Raw genomic sequence first — 18,169 nt, forward strand, 5'->3', positions numbered from 1 at the left:
CAGGTGCCAAGCGGGAGGAGAGGTATCTTGGGAAGTGCGGCTCAGCTGCCGCGGTAGGTGGAATAGCCGTAGGGCGACAGCAGCAGCGGCACGTGATAGTGGCTGTCAGCCTCGCTTATGCCAAAACGCAGCGGCACTTCGTCCAGAAACAGCGGGTCCGCGCCCGCCTGGCCAGTGTTGTGCAGATAGCCGCCGGCGTGGAACACCAGCTCATAGGTGCCGGTTGCGAATTCACCTGCAGGCAGGATCTGCTCATCGGTGCGCCCGTCGTCATTGGTGGTCAGGCTGCGCAGGTGGATGCGTTCGTTGCCTTCGATCCGGTAAAGGTCGATCTTCAGCCCTTCCGCCGGGCAGCCGCGGGCAGTGTCCAGCACATGGGTGGTCAGAAATCCGGTCATGCCAGCCTCCATTCAATTCTGTTGACTTAAAGTATGCGCTGTTCAGCCCAGTGCATACAGAAGGAAGAGTCAAAAAGTTCTTTCAAAAATATACTGAAAGCTGAACGGGATTGTCTGTTCTATACATAATAAAAAGACAGGAGACCTGACGTGACGCGCTATCCCCGTGACTTGCGCGGATACGGTGCTGCCGCACCCGACCCGCAGTGGCCCAATGGGGCCAAAGCCGCCGTGCAATTCGTGCTCAACTATGAAGAAGGCGGCGAGAACTGCATCCTGCATGGGGATGCGGCCTCCGAGGCCTTTCTGTCCGACATTCCCGGCGCCGTGCAATGGCCCGGCCAGCGCCATTGGAACATGGAGTCGGTCTATGAATACGGGTCGCGGGCCGGCTTCTGGCGGCTGCACCGGCTGTTCACCGGCGCCGGCATTCCGCTGACCATCTACGGCGTCGCCACCGCGCTGGCCCGCTCGCCCGAGCAGGTGCAGGCGATGAAGGACGCGGACTGGGAAATCGCCAGCCACGGGTTGAAGTGGGTCGAGCACAAGGACATGACAGAGGAGGAGGAGCGCGCCGCCATTGCCGAAGCTGTGCGTCTTCATACCGAAGTTACCGGCGACCGCCCGCGCGGCTGGTACACGGGGCGCTGCAGCGCCAACACCGTACGGCTGGTGGCTGAGGAAGGCGGATTTAATTATATCTCAGACACTTACGACGACGACCTGCCCTATTGGCTGGAAACCGGCGGGCGTGATCAGTTGATCATTCCCTACACGCTGGAAGCCAACGACATGCGCTTCGCCAATTCGCCGGGCTGGATCACGGGTGAGCATTTCTTTCAGTACTTGAAGGATGCTTTTGACGTGATCTACGCCGAAGGCGAAGCCGGTGCTGCGAAGATGATAACCATCGGGCTGCACTGCCGTCTGGTGGGCCGTCCGGGCAAGATCGCGGGCCTGAAGCGCTTTATTGAGTATATCCAGGGTTTCGAGGATGTCTGGTGCCCGCGCCGCATCGACATTGCCGAACATTGGGCCGCAACCCATGCGCCCGAAAAGCACCTGCGCCTCAGCCGGATGGACCGCGCGGCCTTTGTGTCCAGCTATGGCTCGATCTTCGAGCACTCGCCTTGGATCGCCGACCGCGCCTTTGATCTGGAGCTGGGTCCGGCGCATGACTGTGCCGCCGGTGTTCACAACGCGCTGTGCCGTATCTTCCGCTCCGCCAGTGAAGAAGAGCGCCTGGGCGTGCTGACCGCGCACCCTGATCTGGCAGGCAAGCTGGCCGCCGCCGGGCGCCTGACCGCTGAGAGCACCTCGGAACAGTCCAGTGCCGGGCTGGACATGCTGACCGACGAGGAGCGCGAGACCTTCACCCGGCTCAACACCGAGTATGTGGAGAAGCACGGGTTCCCCTTCATCATCGCAGTGCGCGACCACAACAAGGCGTCGATCATGGAGGCCTTCAACCGCCGGATCACCAACGACCGGGCGACTGAGTTCGACGAGGCCTGCCGCCAGGTCGAGCGCATTGCCCAGTTCCGGCTGCAGGATCTGCTGCCATGAGCCGGCTGCTGACCGCCGTGCCGCTGACCGCCGAAGCCTTTGCGCCCTATGGCGATGTGATCGAGGTCGCAGGTGCGCCGGACAAGCTGATCAATCAGGGCATGTGCGGCCGTCACCACGACCGCGCCCGCCTCGATTTCGGCGAGGACGGGGGGGCGGGCATCAGCCTGTTCGACGCCCGGGCCCGCCACCTGCCGCACAAGGTGGACATGGTGGAACGCCATCCTGACGGCAGCCAGGCCTTTGTGCCGGTCAGCGGCGTGCCGATGCTGGTTGTTGTCGCAGAAGACGCAGGCGGTGTCCCGGTTGAGTTGAAAGCCTTCATCAGCCAGCCCGGCCAGTCCATCAACCTGCACCGCGGCACCTGGCACGGGGTACTCGCCCCGCTGGGCGCGCCCGGGCAATACATCGTGGTTGACCGTATCGGCACCACGCCGAACCTTGAAGAACATTGGTTCAAGGAGCCTTTCACAGTGGTCTCAGACTGACCGCAACACTCTGAAGCCGCTCGAAAAATAGCAAGAAGCGGCGAGATCCCCATGACCGACAGGAGAAACGACCTCATGGCTGACACTTCCATTGGGTCGCCGGCACAGCTGCGCGATCCCAACTACACCCCGCCCTTGCACAAGGCGATCCCGCTGGGCATCCAGCATGTGCTGGCGATGTTCGTCTCGAACGTGACACCCGCGATCATTGTTGCCGGCGCCGCCGGGTTCGGCTTCGGCTCCAACTCGCCGGATTTCCCGGAGCTGCTGTATCTGATCCAGATGTCGATGCTGTTTGCCGGTATTGCGACGCTGCTGCAGACCATCACCCTGGGGCCGGTCGGCTCTGCCTTGCCGATCGTGCAGGGCACCTCCTTTGCCTTCCTGCCGATCATGATCCCGCTGGTTGCGGGCAAGGGAGTGGACGGGCTGGCCGCGCTGTTCACCGGCGTCATCGTGGGCGGCATCTTCCACGGTCTGCTCGGCACGGTGATCGGCCGGATCCGCTTTGCCCTGCCGCCGCTGGTCACCGGTCTGGTGGTGACGATGATCGGCCTGGCGCTGGTCAAGGTCGGCATCCAATATGCCGCGGGCGGTGTTCCAGCCATCGGCACGCCGGAATACGGCTCGCTGCTGAACTGGTCGGCGGCGCTGGTGGTAATCCTGGTGACCCTGGGCCTCAAGTTCTTCACCAAGGGGATGCTCTCGGTCTCTGCCGTGCTGCTGGGTCTGATCGTGGGTTATGTCTATGCGCTGATGACCGGCATGCTGACCTTCGAGGCGATTTCCGGCTCCTGGTCCGGGGCCTCCGCCTTTGCTCTGCCGCAGCCGTTCAAATACGGCTTCGAGTTCTCCGCCGCCGCCATCATCGGCTTCTGCCTGATGAGCTTTGTCTCTGCGGTTGAAACCGTCGGTGACGTTTCCGGTGTGACCAAGGGCGGCGCAGGCCGCGAGGCGACCGAGGAGGAAATTGCAGGCGCGACCTACGCCGATGGTATGGGCACCGCTTTTGCCGGCTTCTTTGGCGCCTTCCCCAACACCTCCTTCAGCCAGAACGTCGGCTTGATCGCGATGACCGGGGTGATGAGCCGCCATGTTGTGACCTGCGGTGCCATCTTCCTGATCGTCTGCGGCCTGGTGCCCAAAGTGGGCGCGGTGATCCGCACCGTGCCGATCGAGGTGCTGGGCGGCGGTGTGATCGTGATGTTCGGCATGGTGGTTGCGGCTGGTGTGTCGATGCTGTCGGACGTGGACTGGAACCGCCGCAACATGGTGATCTTTGCGATCTCCCTGTCCATCGGCCTTGGCTTGCAGCTGGAACCCGGCGCACTGCAGCACATGCCGGACACCGCGCGCATCCTGCTGACCAGCGGCCTGCTGCCGGCGGCGCTGATTGCCATCGTTCTGAACCTGCTGCTGCCGCAGGAACTGACGGGTGAGGCGACTGAGGAAGTCTCCGGCGGGCTAAGCGGCCACGGCCGCGGGTCGTTGCCGCATGAGGACCGCGCCTGACGCAAGCTGCATGAATTGAAAGCAAGAGCCGGCCCTTGATGGGCCGGCTTTTTCGTTGCGGCCTCAGCCAGTCAGCCCGTGTAAAACCACCAGACCGGGCAGCCAGCCGGTGAAGATCCCGCACAACAGAGTTGCCATGGCGGTCAGCCGGGGGTTTCCGCGCCTGAGCGCGAGGTTCAGAAAATACAGGAACCAGAGCCCGGACCAGGCGGCCCAGCAGGCGGCCAGCCAGACATCGAATAACCCCTCCGCCTGCGCCAGCACCCGCAACGCCATGGGCGCCGCGGTCAGCGCCACAAACCCGTTGAACCAGCCCAGACCCTCGCCGCTGGAGGAAACCGCGCGGTTGTAGGCAACCCACAGATAGGTGGTACCGAACAGCAGGGTCATGCCCGCATCCAACAGGTCTGCCGGCTGCCGGGCATCAAGGGCAATCAGCAGAATGATGGCAAAGAACACCAGAGCCGCGACCGCATTGATCAGAATGATTTCCCGGTCCTGGATCCGGCCGGCTTGCCAGACGCCGTTCAGGCACAGCACCACGCCGACCACCAGCAGGCTCAATCCCAGAAACATGTTTGGAGTCCCTCAAAGAAAAAACAGGAGAGAGGTACACCTCTCTCCTGCCATTCCGCTATGCGGATATTTGCAGAATGTGTTTCTGGCTGGGACTTAGAAATCGACCTCGATAGCGATGCCTTTTTCAACCGCCACATCAACTACGGAGGCCGCGACGGCCAGATCCTGCAGGCCGACGCCGGTGCCGTCGAACAAGGTGATCTGGTCGTCCGAGGTGCGGCCCGGGTTGATGCCGTTGATGACCGCGCCAATTTGGGCCACGTCGCCCTTCTGGATCAGGCCCTGCGCAATTGCATGCTGCGCCTCGCCGATGGAGACCGACTGGGCGACCTCATCAGTGAACACGTCTGCTGCGACCAGCAACTGCGGATCGACTTCCTGCTTGCCTTTGGTATCGGTACCCATGCAGGCGACGTGCGTGCCGGGGCTGACCTGATCCGCCTTCAGGATCGCATCAAAGGACGAGGTAATCGAGATGATCACATCCGCTTCGCGCATACCGTCCAGTTCAACCGCTTCAAAGGGCAGCCCAGCTTCATCTGCCACCTCCTGCAGGTTCGGCAGCATCTCGGGGTGCAGGTTCCAGCCGATCACTTTTTCGAAGCTGCGTTGCTCCAAGGCGGCCCGCAGCTGGAACTTGGCCTGATGGCCGGCGCCGATCATGCCGATCACCTTGGCGTCCTGGCGGGCCAGGTGCTTGATCGACACCGAGGACGCCGCTGCCGTGCGCAGCGCGGTCAGCAGGTTGCCGCCAACCATTGCCTTCACCTTGCCGGTGTCGGGGTCGAACAGGAAGACGGTGGACTGGTGATTGATCAGCCCGCGCTTTTCCAGGTTGTTCGGCCAGTAGCCGCCGGCCTTCAGCCCAAGGGTCAGGCCTGCGCGGTCAAAGCCGCCCTTGAAGCCGTAAAGCGCATCTTCATGGCCGATCGCCTCGCGCACGACGGGGAAGTTGTAAGCATCGCCTGCGGCCATCGCGGCAAAGACCTTCTCGACCGCGTCGAACGAGGCTTCGCGGGTCACCAGGTCCGCAATCGCCTTTTCCGGAACGATATACATGTCTGTTTCTCCTCAACAAAAAAGCCGGCGGAGGGCGGCATGCGCACCTCCGCCAGTTCGGGGATCGTTCTTAGTAGGCTTTGCCGCGGGCAGAGACCGGCCAGACGGTTTCAACCTTGCCGTTCCGCACGCCGACGTACCAGTCATGCACGTTGGCGGTCGGGTCGCAGTGACCGGGCACCAGCTTCAGCTTTTCGCCGACTTTCAGCACACCGTTCGGGTCGGCAACGACACCGTGCTCATCCGAGCATTTGATGTATTCCACGTCTTCCCGGCCGAAGATGAAGGGCAGGCCGCTGTCGACCGACTGCGCCTTGAGGCCCGCGTCCACGATGGCCTTGTCGGCCTTGGCGTGGCTCATCACCTGGGTCAGCAGGAAGAAGGCGTTTTCCCATTCGCCCTGGTCGATCCGGTTGCCGTCCTTGTCCAGGATGCGGCCGTAATCCGCGTCCATGAAGGCGTAGGAGCCGCACTGCAGCTCGTTGTAAACACCCGAGTTCGACTCGAAGTAGTAGGAGCCTGTGCCGCCGCCGGAAACCAGATCGCACTCGATGCCTTCGGCCTTCAGGCCCTCAACTGCATCGGCGACCTGGGCAATGGCGATGTCCAGCTTGGCCTTGCGGTCCTCATAGCTGTCCATGTGCTGCATCGCGCCCTGATAGGCCTGGATGCCGGAGAATTTGAGGTTCTCGGCCGCGTTCACCGCCTTGGCGATCTCAACCACTGCTTCGGTGGTGGTCACGCCGCAGCGGCCCGCGCCGCAGTCGATCTCGACAAAGACTTCCAGCTCGGTGCCGTGCTTTTGCGCCGCCGCCGACAGGTCGGCCACGTTGTCGATGTCATCGACACAGACAATGGTGCGGGCGCCCAGCTTGGGCAGGCGGGCCAGACGGTCGATTTTTTGCGGGTCGCGGACCTGGTTCGAGACCAGCACATCCTTGATGCCGCCGCGGGCAAAGACTTCCGCCTCGGAGACCTTCTGGCAGCAGACGCCAACCGCGCCGCCCAGTTCTTCCTGCAGCTTGGCCACATTCACCGACTTGTGCATCTTGCCGTGCACCCGGTGGCGCATGCCGTGCGCCTTGGCATAGTCGCCCATCTTTTTGATATTGCGCTCCAGCGCGTCCAGATCGAGGACCAGCGCAGGGGTCTGGATGTCGGCTTCGTCCATGCCCGGGATCGCCGGGACGTCATAGCCGACTTCAAGCTCTTCGAATTTGGTCTGTGCGTTCATGGTTTTATTCCCCAGTTTAGCTGTTCATCCAGGGCAGCTTGTCGAGGTCGACATTGCCGCCGGTGACGATCAAGCCCACGCGTTTGCCCGCGAAGGCGTCCTTGTTTTTCAGAATGGCGGCGAGCGGCACCGCGCTGGACGGCTCCATCACGATGCGCAGGTGCTTCCAGATCAGTTTCATCGCGTCGATGATCTCGGCATCGGACGCGGTGTAGATCTCGCTCACGTGGCCCGAGACGAAATGCCAGGTCAGGTCTTTCAGCGGCACCAGCAGCCCGTCAGCGATTGTCTTGGGCGCATCATCGGCGATGATGTAGCCCGCCTTGAAACTGCGGTAGGCGTCGTCGGCCTGCTCCGGCTCTGCCGCGATCACCTGGGTTTCCGGCGCCAGATTGGACAGCGTCAGGCAGGTGCCCGAGATCATGCCGCCGCCGCCGATCGGGGCCACAACCATGTCGAGCCCATCGGTCTGTTCGACGAACTCCTTGGCGCAGGTGCCCTGCCCCGCAATGACGCGGTGGTCATTGTAGGGATGCACGAAATCGCCGCCGGTCTCGGCCTGCACCTTGGCAAATGTCTCCTCGCGCGAGGTGGTGGAGGGCTCGCATTCGGTGATCTTGCCGCCATAGCGGCGCACGGTGTCCTTCTTGGCCTGCGGCGCGGTGCGCGGCATCACCACGTTGCAGGGAATGCCGCGCAGCATCGCCGCGTATGACAGGCAGGAGGCATGGTTGCCCGAGGAATGCGTCGCCACGCCCTTGGCGGCCTGCGCCTCATCCAGTCCGAAAACCGCGTTGCTGGCGCCGCGCACCTTAAAGGCGCCCGGCTCCTGGAAGTTCTCGCACTTGAAGAACAGCTCGGCTCCGGTCAGCTCATTCAGGTAAGCTGAGGTGCGCACCGGCGTGCGGCGGATATGCGGCTGGATTCGCTCATGCGCGGCCAGCATGTCCTCGTAAGTGGGGATATACATAACGGTATCCTTCATTACGCGGCGGCCTTGGCGCTGGCGCCGGTATTACCGCGGTAGTAATCCTGTGCAGCTGCCACGCCGGAGCCCAGCTGGATGTTCAGCCCCAGGTCGGCCATGACCATTTCGGCGGTCGCAATGCCCGACAACGCCATCACGTCGGTCAGGCTGCCCAGGTGGCCGATGCGGAACACTTTGCCCGCGACCTCGCCCAGGCCGGTGCCAAAGGCGACGCCGTATTTCTCGGCCGCCAGGCTCACGAATTTGTTGGCGTCGAACCCTTCCGGCGTGCGGATGGCGCTGACGCTGTCGGAATAGACGTCCGGCGACACGGCGCACAGCTCCAGCCCCCAGGCCCGGACCGCAGCGCGGACGCCCTCGGCAATCCGGTGGTGGCGGGCAAAGACATTCTCCAGCCCTTCGTCCAGCAGCATACCACAGGCCATGTTCAACCCGTTCAGCAGACCGACAGAGGGCGTGTAGGGATAGGCGCTGTTGGCGTAACCCGCGGCCATATCCTTGATATCAAAGAAGGTACGAGGCAGGGTCGCGGTCTCCGCCGCCTTCATCGCCTTGGGCGAGAAGCCAACGATGGCCAGGCCCGGCGGCAGCATGAAGCCCTTCTGCGAACCAGTGACGGCAATATCGACGCCCCATTCATCCATCCGGAAATCCATCGAGGCGATCGAGCTGACGCCATCGACAAACAGCAATGCCGGGTGGCCGGCCGCATCCAGCGCGCGGCGGACGGCGGCGATGTCGGATTTCACGCCGGTTGCGGTCTCGTTGTGGGTCGCCAGAACCGCCTTGATCTCGTGGGATGTGTCGGCGGTCAGGATTTCCTCGTAACGGTCTGCAGGCAGGCCTTCGCCCCAGGGGGTTTCGACAACCTGCACATTCAGCCCGTGGCGCTGGCACATGTCGATCCAGCGGTGGCTGAACATGCCGTTACGCGCGGCCAGAATCTTGTCGCCTGCGCTCAGCGTGTTGGTGAGCGCGGTTTCCCAACCGCCGGTTCCGGTCGACGGAAACACAAAGATCTCAGCGGTTTCGCTTTTCAGAACTTTTTTCACACCGGCAAGCGCCGGGTGCAGGATCTGGCCGAACAGCGGCGAGCGGTGGTCCAGCGTCGGCATGTCCACTGCCTTGCGCAGTACTTCGGGCATATTGGTCGGACCGGGGATGAAAACCGGATTTTGAAAGCTCATGTCGTGCCCTCCTGTGGCGATTTCCGTCACTGTAAAGGGCCGTGCTGCGCAGGGGAATTTTTTTGAAAAAAGCTTTCAAAAATCCAAACAGAACGGTTAATTACTTTAAAAATAATGGTTTGTGTTTTTTCACTGTACAGAAGTGATTTTCAGTTTTATTCATAAGCTGCTGCTTGAATTGCCTTGGAAGACCTAAAAATGCCCCAACCACCACGCCGGAAAGGCCGCCCCAAGAGCTTTGATTCCGCCAGCCAGCCAGCCACGATCCAATCGCTGGACCGGGCGCTGGATGTATTGGACGCGCTGGCCGCTGCCAACGGCATGACGCTGACGGAATTGTCCTCTGCATTGGGTCAGTCGGCCGCCACCATGTACCGGGTGCTATCGACACTGGAGGTTCGCCAGATCGTCGAAGTGGAGCCGCAAAGCCAGACTTGGCACATCGGCGCGATGGCGTTCCGTCTCGGCTCTGCCTTCCTGCGCCGCTCCAGCGTGATCGAAAGGGCGCGGCCGGTGATGCGGGAGCTGATGGAGGCCACTGGCGAGACCTCCAACCTCGGCATCGAACGCGGCGGCGACGTGATGTTCGTAAGCCAGGTGGAAACCCATGAATCGATCCGCGCCTTTTTCCCGCCCGGCACCACTTCACCGATGCACGCTTCGGGCATCGGCAAGGCGCTGCTCAGCTGTTTCGGAGAGGATCAGTTGACCCGTTTCCTGCGGGGGCAGGCACTGGAACGGTTCACGGAAAAAACCCTGACCTCCGCGGAAGCCCTGCGCGCTGATTTGGCGCAGATCCGAAGCCGCGGCTGGTCGTTCGACGATGAAGAAAAAGCACCGGGGATGCGCTGTGTTGCCGCCCCAGTTTTTGGCATGCAGGGTGAGGTGCTGGCAGGGATTTCCATCTCCGGCCCCACCGCCCGGATGCCGGACGGCGGCATCAACGGCATCGGCGCCCTGGTGAAGGACGCCGCAGAAAAACTTTCGTATGGATTGGGCGCGCCCGCAGCTGTGGAAACTCCGCCCGGCTGAACAGTCGGGAAGCGTCCGGGCACATATTCGGGCCGGGCGCTCCCCCGCCGCTCAACGCAGCGGCGCCAGCGGCATGTGCCGGTTGACGTCTTTATACAGCAGATAGCGGAATTTGCCCGGTCCGCCCGCATAGCAGGCCTGCGGGCAGAAGGCGCGCAGCCACATGTAATCTCCGGCTTCCACCTCGACCCAGTCCTGATTCAGCCGGTAAACCGCCTTGCCTTCCAGCACATACAGCCCGTGTTCCATCACATGGGTTTCGGCAAATGGGATCACTGCGCCGGGTTCAAAGGTGACAATGGTCACATGCATGTCGTGGCGCAGATCGTTCGGGTCCACAAAGCGGGTCGTCGCCCATTTCCCCTCGGTCTCCGGCATCGGGGTCGGATCGACGTGTTTGTCGCTGGTGACAAATGCTTCCGGCGCGTCCAGACCTGCAACCGGCTGATAAGCCTTGCGGATCCAGTGGAACCGGACCGGCGCATCGCCATTGTTGCGCAAGCTCCAATTGGCATGCGGCGGCAGGAAGGCATAGCCGCCTTCCTCCATTTCATGCATAGCGCCATCAACGGCCAGGGTCATCGCACCTTGCACCACAAACAGCACCGCCTCGGTGCCTGCTTCGGTTTCGGGACGATCACTGCCACCGCCAGGCTGCACCTCTGCGATGTACTGCGAAAACGTCTCGGCAAATCCGGACAGCGGGCGCGACAGCACCCAGAACCGCGCCTTGTCCCAGAACGGCAGCAGACTTGTCACGATGTCACTCATCGTGCCTTTGGGGATCACCGCATAGGCTTCGGTGAACATCGCGCGGTCGGTCAGCAGCTGGGTCTGCGGCGGCAGCCCGCCTTCCGGTGCGTAATAGGATCGTTTAGTCATGGGCTGCCTTTCCTGCTGAACTGCTGCCACTTTGATAACTGCCTGGGCCACGCAACCGAACTTAATTCCGTATCAAGAATGCTTGAAGGATTGTTTTGGTATTTTTGAAGACGCGGGCTGCCCTATCCGCCCCCGCCGATATCCTCTGGCGCGATGGACACGGTCTTGACCACAGCAAAGCACTCCACTCCCGCCTCCAGCCCCAAGGCCTGGGCAGAACGCCGGGTGACCCGGGCCAGCACCCGCCCGGCGGGCGTTTGCAGCGAGACCATGGCCCCCGGACCGCCGCCAGTGCGGACATGCTCAATCGTGCCGGGCAGAATGTTGAGCGCCGAGAGACCTTCGGGAGGCTGGCGTGACAGGATCACCTCATGCGCCGAGATCCTGACCCGCACCACACTGCCCACAGCTTTTGCGATCTGCGGCAGGAACAGCAGTACACCGCCCGCGTCGAGTTCTGTCAGCCCGTCGTTGTGATGACTGGCAACACGTGCCTCCAGCAGCGCCCCGGCGGCCCGAACCCCTGCGGGCATGACGGCAGTGTCGCCCAGCACCTCCGCCGCGGTTCCTTGCCGCTGCACCTTGCCGTCCTGCAGCACCACAACCGTGGTGGCCAGCCGTGCCACCTCCGCTGCAGAGTGGCTGACATAAAGCATCGGAATGCCGATCTCGTCGCGCAACCGCTCAAAATAGGGCAGGATTTCCGCCTTGCGCGCCTCATCCAAAGCTGACAGCGGCTCATCCGCCAGGATCATCCGCGGCGCCGACAGCAGCGCCCGGCCAAGTGCCACCCGCTGCTTCTCGCCGCCTGACAGCAGACCCGGCCGCCGTTGCAGCAGAGGGCCAATGCCCAGCAGCTCCACAACCCGGTCCAGGCTCTCTCGCTTGGCATCCCTCGGCGCGAACCATTGCCCGAACGCCAAGTTCTGCCGCACCGTCAGATGCGGGAACAGCCGGCCCTCCTGAAACACATAGCCCATGCGGCGCTTGTGCGGCGGCAGCCAGTGCCGCTGGGTGGTGTCAAACAGCAACTCACTGTCCAGTGCCACCCGCCCCTGATCCGGGCGCAACAGGCCGGCCACCGCCTGTATCACTGTTGTCTTGCCGGTTCCGGAACGGCCAAACAGCACGGTGACGCCTGGTGGCGCCTCGAATTGCACATCCAGCCCGAACCCCGGCAGCGCATGCCGCAGCGAGACAGTCAGCATCAGCGCCCCCCAGCCCGGTCAGCAACCCTGCGCGCCAGCAGTTCTGACAGCAGCAGCGCAATCAATGCGATGGCAATCGACACCAGCGTCAGCCGCAGCGCAGCGCTTTCACCGCCCGGCACCTGCAGGAAAGTGTAAATCGCCGACGGCAGGGTCTGCGTCTGTCCCGGAATGCTTGAAACAAAGGTGATTGTGGCCCCGAATTCCCCCATCGCCTTGGCAAACCCCAGTACTGTGCCGGCAATCAGGCCAGGCAGGATCATCGGCAAGGTAACGGTGGCAAAACATAACGCCCGAGATGCACCCAGCGTCGCGGCAGCTTGTTCCAGCTTGGGGTCCACCGCCTCAACCGACAAGCGGATCGCCCGCACCATCAGCGGAAAGGCCATGATACCCGCGGCCAGCGCTGCCCCGGTCCAGCGGAAGGCAAAAACAATACCGATCTGCTGCAGCGCACCTCCGACCGGTCCCTTGGTGCCGAATACCATCAAAAGCAGATAGCCGGTCACGACCGGCGGCAGGATCAGCGGCAGATGCACCAGGCTGTTCAGGAGCTGCTTGCCGGGAAACTGCCAGCGCGCCAGCGCATAGGCGACAAACACCGCCAGTGGCAGCGCGGCCAGTGTTGCCCACAACGAGACCCGCAGTGACAGCATCACTGCCTGCCACTCCTCGGGACCCAGCCATGCAGCCTCAGCGTTCACGGGTCAGACACTCCGAACCCGTGGCGCAGAAAAATGCCGCGGGCCACCGGGCTGCGTAAGTAGTTTAAGAAGGTCTGGGCCTCAGCCGCATTGCCGCTTGAGATTGCCGCGGCGGGGTAGATGACCGGAGGATGGCTGTCCTGCGGAAACACCGCAACCACTGTGACATTGCTGCCTGCGGCTGCGTCCGTGGCATAGACCACGCCCATTGGCGCTTCGCCCGATGCGACCAGCACCAGGGCGGCGCGCACATTGGCGGCCTGGGCGGTTTTGGACGCAACGGAGGGCCATTGCCCCAACGCGGCCAGCGCGGCTTTGCCATAGATCCCGGCCGGCACCGCATCGACCAGCGCCATGGCAAGCCGACTTTCCCCCAGCAGCGCGCCCAGGTCGGCGGTCTCCAGATCCAGCGGCGCGGCACCTGCTCCATGTGCGATGAGAACCAGCCGGTTTGTCAGAAGATCCAACCGTGAGGCAGGAACAATCAGCCTGTCTTGCTGCAAAACATCCATCCAGCCGGGATTGGCTGAAATGAAAACATCCGCCGGGGCGCCAAGCTGAATCTGCCGTGCCAAAGCCGGTGAACCCGCGTAGGACAACACGGCGGCCCGGCCGGTTTCAGCCATGTAGGCAGCAGCGGCCTCATCCAGTGCCGTTTTGGTGCTGGCAGCCGCGAAGACGGTGATCTGCGCCTGCACCATGGATGCCAAGCCCAAAAGCAAGGCAACAGGCATCAAAAGGCCCCGCCAGGCTCCAAGCGGAACCAGGAATGTCAAAACTGCAGCCTGGATTGTCGTCATCACTGTTAGGACCTACCTCTGCAGGCAGGCACGGGCAAACAAAATTTCGGATGCCCAAGCTGTTCCTTGCCGGCAGCCTAAGTCAGAAAAGGTCGACCGCACCTGCACTTCCGCCTGCCGGAGCCGGGGCCGGAACAGGCCGGGCGGCTGCGCGCTGTTCCAGTTCGCCGAGCTTGCGGTCGTCCTTAACATGGGTCTGCTGGGCTGCGCCGGAGCACGCATGGAACCGCACCCGGCGGGCCGAGGTGCCGCCAACGCTGGAAGAGATGCAGGGGATGCCTTCATCCCGCAGGAACCGCTGCACAAAATCGGCATTGGCTGCGCCGATGTCCGACAGGTTTGCGGACATCTTGGCGCCGCCGAACACTTTGACTTTCAGATTGGAGCGGATCGCCCCCTTCTTCAGGACGCCGTTGATCAGAAGTTCCATCGCATGGATGCCGTAACGGGCATTGGCTGCGCCGCCCTGGCGGGCATTGGCCAGCAGAAAATGATTCATTCCGCCCACACCATTTTCCGGATCGTAAATGCAGGCTGCGATACATGAGCCGAGCACCGTTGAAAACACGATCTTCGGATCTGTGGCCACCCGGTATTCCCCCTGCAGAACCGTTACAGACTTCGAGTTGGCGAAAACAGTGGTCAATGTTTTGGTTCCTTCCTGTAGTGTGTTCAGGCCTTGCTTGCCTGTAGCAGAGTGCTGGCCATCCGCGGCAGCGGCACCTGCTGCTGTGCGGCGCCGATATCCCAGGCAACCCTGGGCATCCCGTATACAACCGAAGACTTTTCGTCCTGGGCAAATGTTTTCGCGCCGGCCTTGCGCAACTCCAGAAGCCCCCTGGCGCCATCCTGGCCCATGCCGGTCAGGATGGTGGCCACAACCTCCTTTCCATATGGCACGGCAGAGGTGAACAGAGCGTCAACAGACGGAGTATGACCGGAAATATCAGGCCCTTCCTTCATCCGCAGGCGCAGCGGCTTACGGCTGCTTAAACCCATATGACGGCGCTGGCCTGCAGCAATATAGACATGGCCCGGCTCCAGCGCGGTCCCATCTTCAGCAGCACGCACCCGCGCCGGGCACAGCCGGTCCAGAAGCGATACCAGGCCGGATCCGAAATTCTTGCCGGTATGCTGCACGATCAGCGTCGGCGGGCAGTCAAAGGGAAATCCGACCAGAATGCTGCGCAAGGCTTCGACGCCGCCGGTAGAAGACCCGATCAGGATCAGCTTCTTACTGGCAGCTGTTGCGGCAGAGGGCCGGGCAGCGGATGCACCCGGGGCCGCACGGGCGCTGCGCCGCGGCGCATTGATCATCATGTCAAAATACTGGGCAAACTGGCTGGGATGATCCGCTTTCGTCAGTTCGAAGATGCCCGCCCCGACATCCAGCAGCGGCGAGGATTTTCTGGCCGGCGTCGCGCCTTGAGTGTCCATAACAGCCACCCATCGGGTATCCATGGCGGAAAACAGCGCCATCATCATTTCGAACTCAGGCAGTTTGGAAAAACCATCTTCCACAAAAGCAAAAACCGGCTGTGCGGCCTCTGCTTGATTGTAGGCCATCATCAGATTGTTGGCCAAAAGAACCTTCATGCCGGGATAGGCAGATTCCATGTAGCTTTGCAAATTCCTGGCAAAGCTGCGGTCAGTGGTAATGATCAATAAGTTTCGCGAAGACAATGGGATCCCCAGTCAATTTGCAATGCCCTCAGAATTGCAGGCATAGGTTGACATATATAAATGCGCCGCAGCCTGGGCCGCGGCGCATTCGGTGTGTGTTTAAAAGTCCTGCCAGAGATCGCGCGCGGCGTTGCCGCTGGCAGCCGCGGCGGCTGGCACCGGACTGGCCTCGATCTCGCAGTCTGCCTCGCCATGTGCCGAGAGCGCAGGTTTGGCCGCGGGAGCGGGTGCCGCTGAAGCGGCAGCACGGGCCGGAGCGGGTGCTGCGCTGCCGCCGGCCACCCGGAAATGGGCGACCAGTTCGGACAGCTTGCCGGCATCCGTATTCAGCATGTGCCCGGCGGCTGTGGCTTCTTCCACCATCGCCGCATTCTGCTGTGTCACCTGATCCAGCTGGGTGACACCGGTGTTAATCTCGTGCAAGCCGGTTGACTGTTCGGCCGCGCCTTCGGCAATGCCGGAAACCAGCTGCGAGATATGGGTGACCTGCTCGACGATGCTTTGCAGCGCCTCGCCGGCCTTGCCGACCAGATCGACGCCACGCTCTACCTGTTTGGAACTGTCACCGATCAGCGTCTTGATCTCCATCGCTGCATCCGAGGACCGCTGCGCCAAGGCGCGCACCTCAGAGGCAACCACAGCAAATCCCTTGCCCGCCTCGCCGGCCCGCGCCGCCTCAACGCCGGCGTTCAGCGCCAGGAGGTTGGTTTGGAAGGCGATGTCGTCAATCACCGAGATGATTTGCGAGATGTGGTTTGAGGACTGCTCGATCTCGGTCATCGCGGACACGGCGCTTTGCACAACTTCCCGGTTGTTTTCCGCTTCGGTCCGGGCCTCGGCCATGGTGCTTTCAACGCTGCGGGCGCCTTCGGCGGCGGATTTCACCGACGCAGTCAGCTCATCCAAAGCCGCAGCTGTCTGTTCCAGCGTGGCGGCCTGGCTTTCGGTGCGGTGCGACAGGTCGTCCGACGCCTGGCTGATCTCAGCGGCGCCATTGCGGATGCTCCCCGAAGCTTCAACCACCTGCCGGACCGTGGAGCTGAGGTTGCTGACCGTGCTGTTGTAGTTCTCCCGCAGCTGTTCGTATTCCTGTGGGAACGCGTTTTTGATCGGCTGGGAAAAGTCGCCTTCGGCCAATTGCATAAGCCCGGCGCTCAGGCTTTCGACAACATCTTGCTGCTGCCGCTGCATTTCTGCGCGTTCCTCTTCTGCGGCACGGGCCAGTTTCAGGTCGTCCTGCATCGAAACAAGGGTTTTGCCGATCTTGCCGATTTCATCGCTGCGGTTTGCGGCTTCGATATCGGTGTCGAGATTACCGGACGACACGGCTTCCATATTGTTGCAGATCCGGTCGATCGGCCGCGTGATGGAGCGGGCGAACAGCCAGCCGAAGAAGGACATGCCGGCCGCGCAGATCACTGAGGCAAGAAGCAGCATGTTGCGTTTCTTGACTGCCGGAGCCATCAATTCGGCCCAGTCCTGTTCGGCAATGATGGCCCAGTTTGCGAATTCCAGCGGCAGCGGCTCGGAATAGGCGAGCACTGGATGCCCGTTCAGGCCCGGAACGCCTTTCTGCACATGGGATTCACCATCAAAGGCTGTTGTCACCTGCTCCGTCGAAGGCAATTGAGAAAGTACTTCAAACCCGTCTTCAAACCGTGAACTGGTCCGCGCTTTCATGTCAGAACCTGCCAGGTAGATCTGGGTAGTCTGCCCCAAGCCTTGTTCATTGTTGACAATGGCTCCCAGCAAATCCACCGGAATCTGAACCGCCAGCACGCCGACCGTCAAATTGGCGTCGTTTACAACCGGCACCGCAGCAAAGGCCGCGGCTGCGCCGGCAGAAGGCGCATAGGGCTCCAAGTCGGCAAAAAACACCTCGCCGCGGCTGCCTTCCAAGGCAGAGCGGTACACTATTGCCAGGCCGGAGTCTTTATACTGACCGGTCATCATGTTGGTTCCGAAATCACTTTCCTTGAACACCGAATAAACGATGTCCCCGGCCAGATTGATCAGGAAAGCATCATAGTAACCCTTGCTTTCGATCAGAGTCTTATACGCCGGGTGAAAGCTTTCGTGATGCATGTGGTAAGGCGAGTCACCCTTTGCACGCGCTAGCAGATGTTTCTGTCCGAGCGGATTCGGGTTATCGTCAATATAGGCCTGACGCAGAACCTGCCCCGGATTTCCGTCCAGATCGTTCCAAGTCATCGTCAGCCATTCGATCGCGGTAGCAGTCGACGGCACGGCCGCCAGTGTCTGCACATCCGCATGAATTCCATCCAACAGCGTCTGTACCGAATACTTCCGGTCAGCCACCATGGAGCGGAACTGGTCTTCGGCATTTTTTTCTGCACTGTTCTGGAAGCTGATCGTGCTGATCGTGACGAGAATCGCCGTCACCAGAACACCGAACCCAACAATAAACAGCGGCAATTTGTGTGCCAGCTTGAGCGATTTTAGCGCTTTCATTCCGTCCTCCTAAGAGCATTGCGGTCTAGGCTCCCGCAAAAGATGATGTCTCTCAGGATGTGCCGCATATGTTAATTTGCGGCTTACGGAGGCGCGGATCCTCCTTGTGACAACGCAAAAAGGTGCTGAATTCTGCTGCGCAAAAGCGTCACTCTGTAAAGGCTGGGTAAAGATACACGCGCAGGCTGCACGCAGATTGCACCCCTCAATGATTGCGGCCCGCAGGTGATTCCCCATCTCCGGCAGCACGAATAAAAATTGAGGGGATTTCCACGGCAAAATTGCACCCGAGCTCCTTATGAATCCCCCTCCACACGGGTGAACCGGCAATCAAATGTTAAGGCCCGCCGCATATCAATTGCATCATCAAACTCGAA

The 18,169-nt window shown here is 61.7% G+C and carries 17 protein-coding genes; 4 read left to right on the plus strand and 13 right to left on the minus strand.

Features of this window, described 5'->3' with window-relative positions; all coding sequences use genetic code 11:
* Positions 1 to 41: 41 nt before the first annotated feature.
* Entirely contained in the window at positions 42 to 398 is a 357-nt protein-coding gene (gene uraH / locus AQUI_RS0126085) for a hydroxyisourate hydrolase (RefSeq protein ID WP_027260128.1), read from the minus strand.
* 150 nt (positions 399 to 548) lie between these two features.
* On the opposite strand from uraH, the gene puuE reads away from it, so the two are divergent.
* From puuE to AQUI_RS0126100, 3 genes are all read left to right on the plus strand, one after another.
* Positions 549 to 1,964, plus strand: a complete 1,416-nt coding sequence (gene puuE / locus AQUI_RS0126090) for an allantoinase PuuE (RefSeq protein WP_027260129.1) — start codon at positions 549 to 551, stop codon at positions 1,962 to 1,964.
* On the plus strand, positions 1,961 to 2,452 hold the full coding sequence (locus tag AQUI_RS0126095; RefSeq protein WP_027260130.1) for an ureidoglycolate lyase: 492 nt from the start codon (positions 1,961 to 1,963) through the stop codon (positions 2,450 to 2,452). Before puuE ends, AQUI_RS0126095 begins: the two co-directional genes overlap by 4 nt.
* Positions 2,453 to 2,527: 75 nt before the next feature.
* Positions 2,528 to 3,964: a uracil-xanthine permease family protein gene (locus AQUI_RS0126100; protein WP_027260131.1), complete on the plus strand. Its 1,437-nt coding sequence runs from the start codon at positions 2,528 to 2,530 to the stop codon at positions 3,962 to 3,964.
* Positions 3,965 to 4,027: 63 nt separating this feature from the next.
* Here AQUI_RS0126100 and AQUI_RS0126105 read toward each other — a convergent pair whose 3' ends face one another.
* The 5 genes from AQUI_RS0126105 to bhcA form a co-directional block, all read right to left on the minus strand.
* Positions 4,028 to 4,540, minus strand: coding sequence for an AmiS/UreI family transporter (locus AQUI_RS0126105; RefSeq protein ID WP_027260132.1), 513 nt, complete (start codon positions 4,538 to 4,540; stop codon positions 4,028 to 4,030).
* Between the two features lie 96 nt (positions 4,541 to 4,636).
* Positions 4,637 to 5,602 (minus strand): iminosuccinate reductase BhcD, encoded by a 966-nt coding sequence (bhcD, locus tag AQUI_RS0126110; protein WP_027260133.1) that lies wholly within the window; start codon positions 5,600 to 5,602, stop codon positions 4,637 to 4,639.
* Between the two features lie 70 nt (positions 5,603 to 5,672).
* Positions 5,673 to 6,836: a 3-hydroxy-D-aspartate aldolase BhcC gene (bhcC, locus tag AQUI_RS0126115; protein ID WP_027260134.1), complete on the minus strand. Its 1,164-nt coding sequence runs from the start codon at positions 6,834 to 6,836 to the stop codon at positions 5,673 to 5,675.
* Positions 6,837 to 6,852: 16 nt separating this feature from the next.
* Complete coding sequence (gene bhcB / locus AQUI_RS0126120) at positions 6,853 to 7,821, minus strand: beta-hydroxyaspartate dehydratase BhcB (protein WP_027260135.1); 969 nt, start codon at positions 7,819 to 7,821, stop codon at positions 6,853 to 6,855.
* Complete coding sequence (bhcA, locus tag AQUI_RS0126125; RefSeq protein WP_027260136.1) at positions 7,821 to 9,011, minus strand: L-aspartate--glyoxylate aminotransferase BhcA; 1,191 nt, start codon at positions 9,009 to 9,011, stop codon at positions 7,821 to 7,823. The genes bhcB and bhcA overlap by 1 nt, the downstream gene beginning before the upstream one ends.
* A 198-nt stretch (positions 9,012 to 9,209) precedes the next feature.
* On the opposite strand from bhcA, the gene bhcR reads away from it, so the two are divergent.
* Positions 9,210 to 10,043, plus strand: coding sequence for an HTH-type transcriptional regulator BhcR (bhcR, locus tag AQUI_RS0126135; RefSeq protein WP_027260137.1), 834 nt, complete (start codon positions 9,210 to 9,212; stop codon positions 10,041 to 10,043).
* Positions 10,044 to 10,094: 51 nt separating this feature from the next.
* Here the strand turns inward: bhcR and AQUI_RS0126140 are convergent, their stop codons facing one another.
* The 7 genes from AQUI_RS0126140 to AQUI_RS0126170 form a co-directional block, all read right to left on the minus strand.
* Positions 10,095 to 10,925 carry a bifunctional allantoicase/(S)-ureidoglycine aminohydrolase gene (locus AQUI_RS0126140; RefSeq protein ID WP_027260138.1) on the minus strand — a complete coding sequence of 277 codons (831 nt, stop codon included), beginning with the start codon at positions 10,923 to 10,925 and terminating at the stop codon, positions 10,095 to 10,097.
* Positions 10,926 to 11,047: 122 nt separating this feature from the next.
* Positions 11,048 to 12,133: a molybdenum ABC transporter ATP-binding protein gene (modC, locus tag AQUI_RS0126145; RefSeq protein WP_027260139.1), complete on the minus strand. Its 1,086-nt coding sequence runs from the start codon at positions 12,131 to 12,133 to the stop codon at positions 11,048 to 11,050.
* On the minus strand, positions 12,133 to 12,837 hold the full coding sequence (gene modB, locus AQUI_RS0126150) for a molybdate ABC transporter permease subunit (RefSeq protein WP_027260140.1): 705 nt from the start codon (positions 12,835 to 12,837) through the stop codon (positions 12,133 to 12,135). The genes modC and modB overlap by 1 nt, the downstream gene beginning before the upstream one ends.
* Positions 12,834 to 13,571, minus strand: coding sequence for a molybdate ABC transporter substrate-binding protein (gene modA / locus AQUI_RS0126155; RefSeq protein WP_035920617.1), 738 nt, complete (start codon positions 13,569 to 13,571; stop codon positions 12,834 to 12,836). Before modA ends, modB begins: the two co-directional genes overlap by 4 nt.
* A 148-nt stretch (positions 13,572 to 13,719) precedes the next feature.
* The gene (locus AQUI_RS0126160; protein ID WP_027260142.1) at positions 13,720 to 14,283 is read right to left on the minus strand and encodes a chemotaxis protein CheD; all 564 of its coding nucleotides are present in this window, start codon (positions 14,281 to 14,283) and stop codon (positions 13,720 to 13,722) included.
* A 26-nt stretch (positions 14,284 to 14,309) separates the two neighbouring features.
* Complete coding sequence (locus AQUI_RS0126165; protein ID WP_051372073.1) at positions 14,310 to 15,254, minus strand: CheB methylesterase domain-containing protein; 945 nt, start codon at positions 15,252 to 15,254, stop codon at positions 14,310 to 14,312.
* A 165-nt stretch (positions 15,255 to 15,419) separates the two neighbouring features.
* Complete coding sequence (locus AQUI_RS0126170; RefSeq protein WP_027260144.1) at positions 15,420 to 17,792, minus strand: methyl-accepting chemotaxis protein; 2,373 nt, start codon at positions 17,790 to 17,792, stop codon at positions 15,420 to 15,422.
* Positions 17,793 to 18,169: the final 377 nt, after the last annotated feature.

The organism is Leisingera aquimarina DSM 24565, from assembly GCF_000473165.1.
Taxonomy (GTDB): domain Bacteria; phylum Pseudomonadota; class Alphaproteobacteria; order Rhodobacterales; family Rhodobacteraceae; genus Leisingera; species Leisingera aquimarina.

What these genes read in the sequence shown, in the direction of transcription:
- AQUI_RS0126165 (WP_051372073.1), bottom strand. Translation starts at nt 15,254, where the DNA reads ATGGAATCTGCCTATCCCGGCATGAAGGTTCTTTTGGCCAACAATCTG.
- bhcC (WP_027260134.1), bottom strand. Translation starts at nt 6,836, where the DNA reads ATGAACGCACAGACCAAATTCGAAGAGCTTGAAGTCGGCTATGACGTC.
- modA (WP_035920617.1), bottom strand. Translation starts at nt 13,571, where the DNA reads ATGCCTGTTGCCTTGCTTTTGGGCTTGGCATCCATGGTGCAGGCGCAG.
- AQUI_RS0126105 (WP_027260132.1), bottom strand. Translation starts at nt 4,540, where the DNA reads ATGTTTCTGGGATTGAGCCTGCTGGTGGTCGGCGTGGTGCTGTGCCTG.
- AQUI_RS0126100 (WP_027260131.1), top strand. Translation starts at nt 2,528, where the DNA reads ATGGCTGACACTTCCATTGGGTCGCCGGCACAGCTGCGCGATCCCAAC.
- bhcB (WP_027260135.1), bottom strand. Translation starts at nt 7,821, where the DNA reads ATGAAGGATACCGTTATGTATATCCCCACTTACGAGGACATGCTGGCC.
- bhcA (WP_027260136.1), bottom strand. Translation starts at nt 9,011, where the DNA reads ATGAGCTTTCAAAATCCGGTTTTCATCCCCGGTCCGACCAATATGCCC.
- AQUI_RS0126170 (WP_027260144.1), bottom strand. Translation starts at nt 17,792, where the DNA reads ATGAAAGCGCTAAAATCGCTCAAGCTGGCACACAAATTGCCGCTGTTT.
- uraH (WP_027260128.1), bottom strand. Translation starts at nt 398, where the DNA reads ATGACCGGATTTCTGACCACCCATGTGCTGGACACTGCCCGCGGCTGC.
- AQUI_RS0126095 (WP_027260130.1), top strand. Translation starts at nt 1,961, where the DNA reads ATGAGCCGGCTGCTGACCGCCGTGCCGCTGACCGCCGAAGCCTTTGCG.
- bhcD (WP_027260133.1), bottom strand. Translation starts at nt 5,602, where the DNA reads ATGTATATCGTTCCGGAAAAGGCGATTGCGGACCTGGTGACCCGCGAA.
- AQUI_RS0126140 (WP_027260138.1), bottom strand. Translation starts at nt 10,925, where the DNA reads ATGACTAAACGATCCTATTACGCACCGGAAGGCGGGCTGCCGCCGCAG.
- modC (WP_027260139.1), bottom strand. Translation starts at nt 12,133, where the DNA reads ATGCTGACTGTCTCGCTGCGGCATGCGCTGCCGGGGTTCGGGCTGGAT.
- bhcR (WP_027260137.1), top strand. Translation starts at nt 9,210, where the DNA reads ATGCCCCAACCACCACGCCGGAAAGGCCGCCCCAAGAGCTTTGATTCC.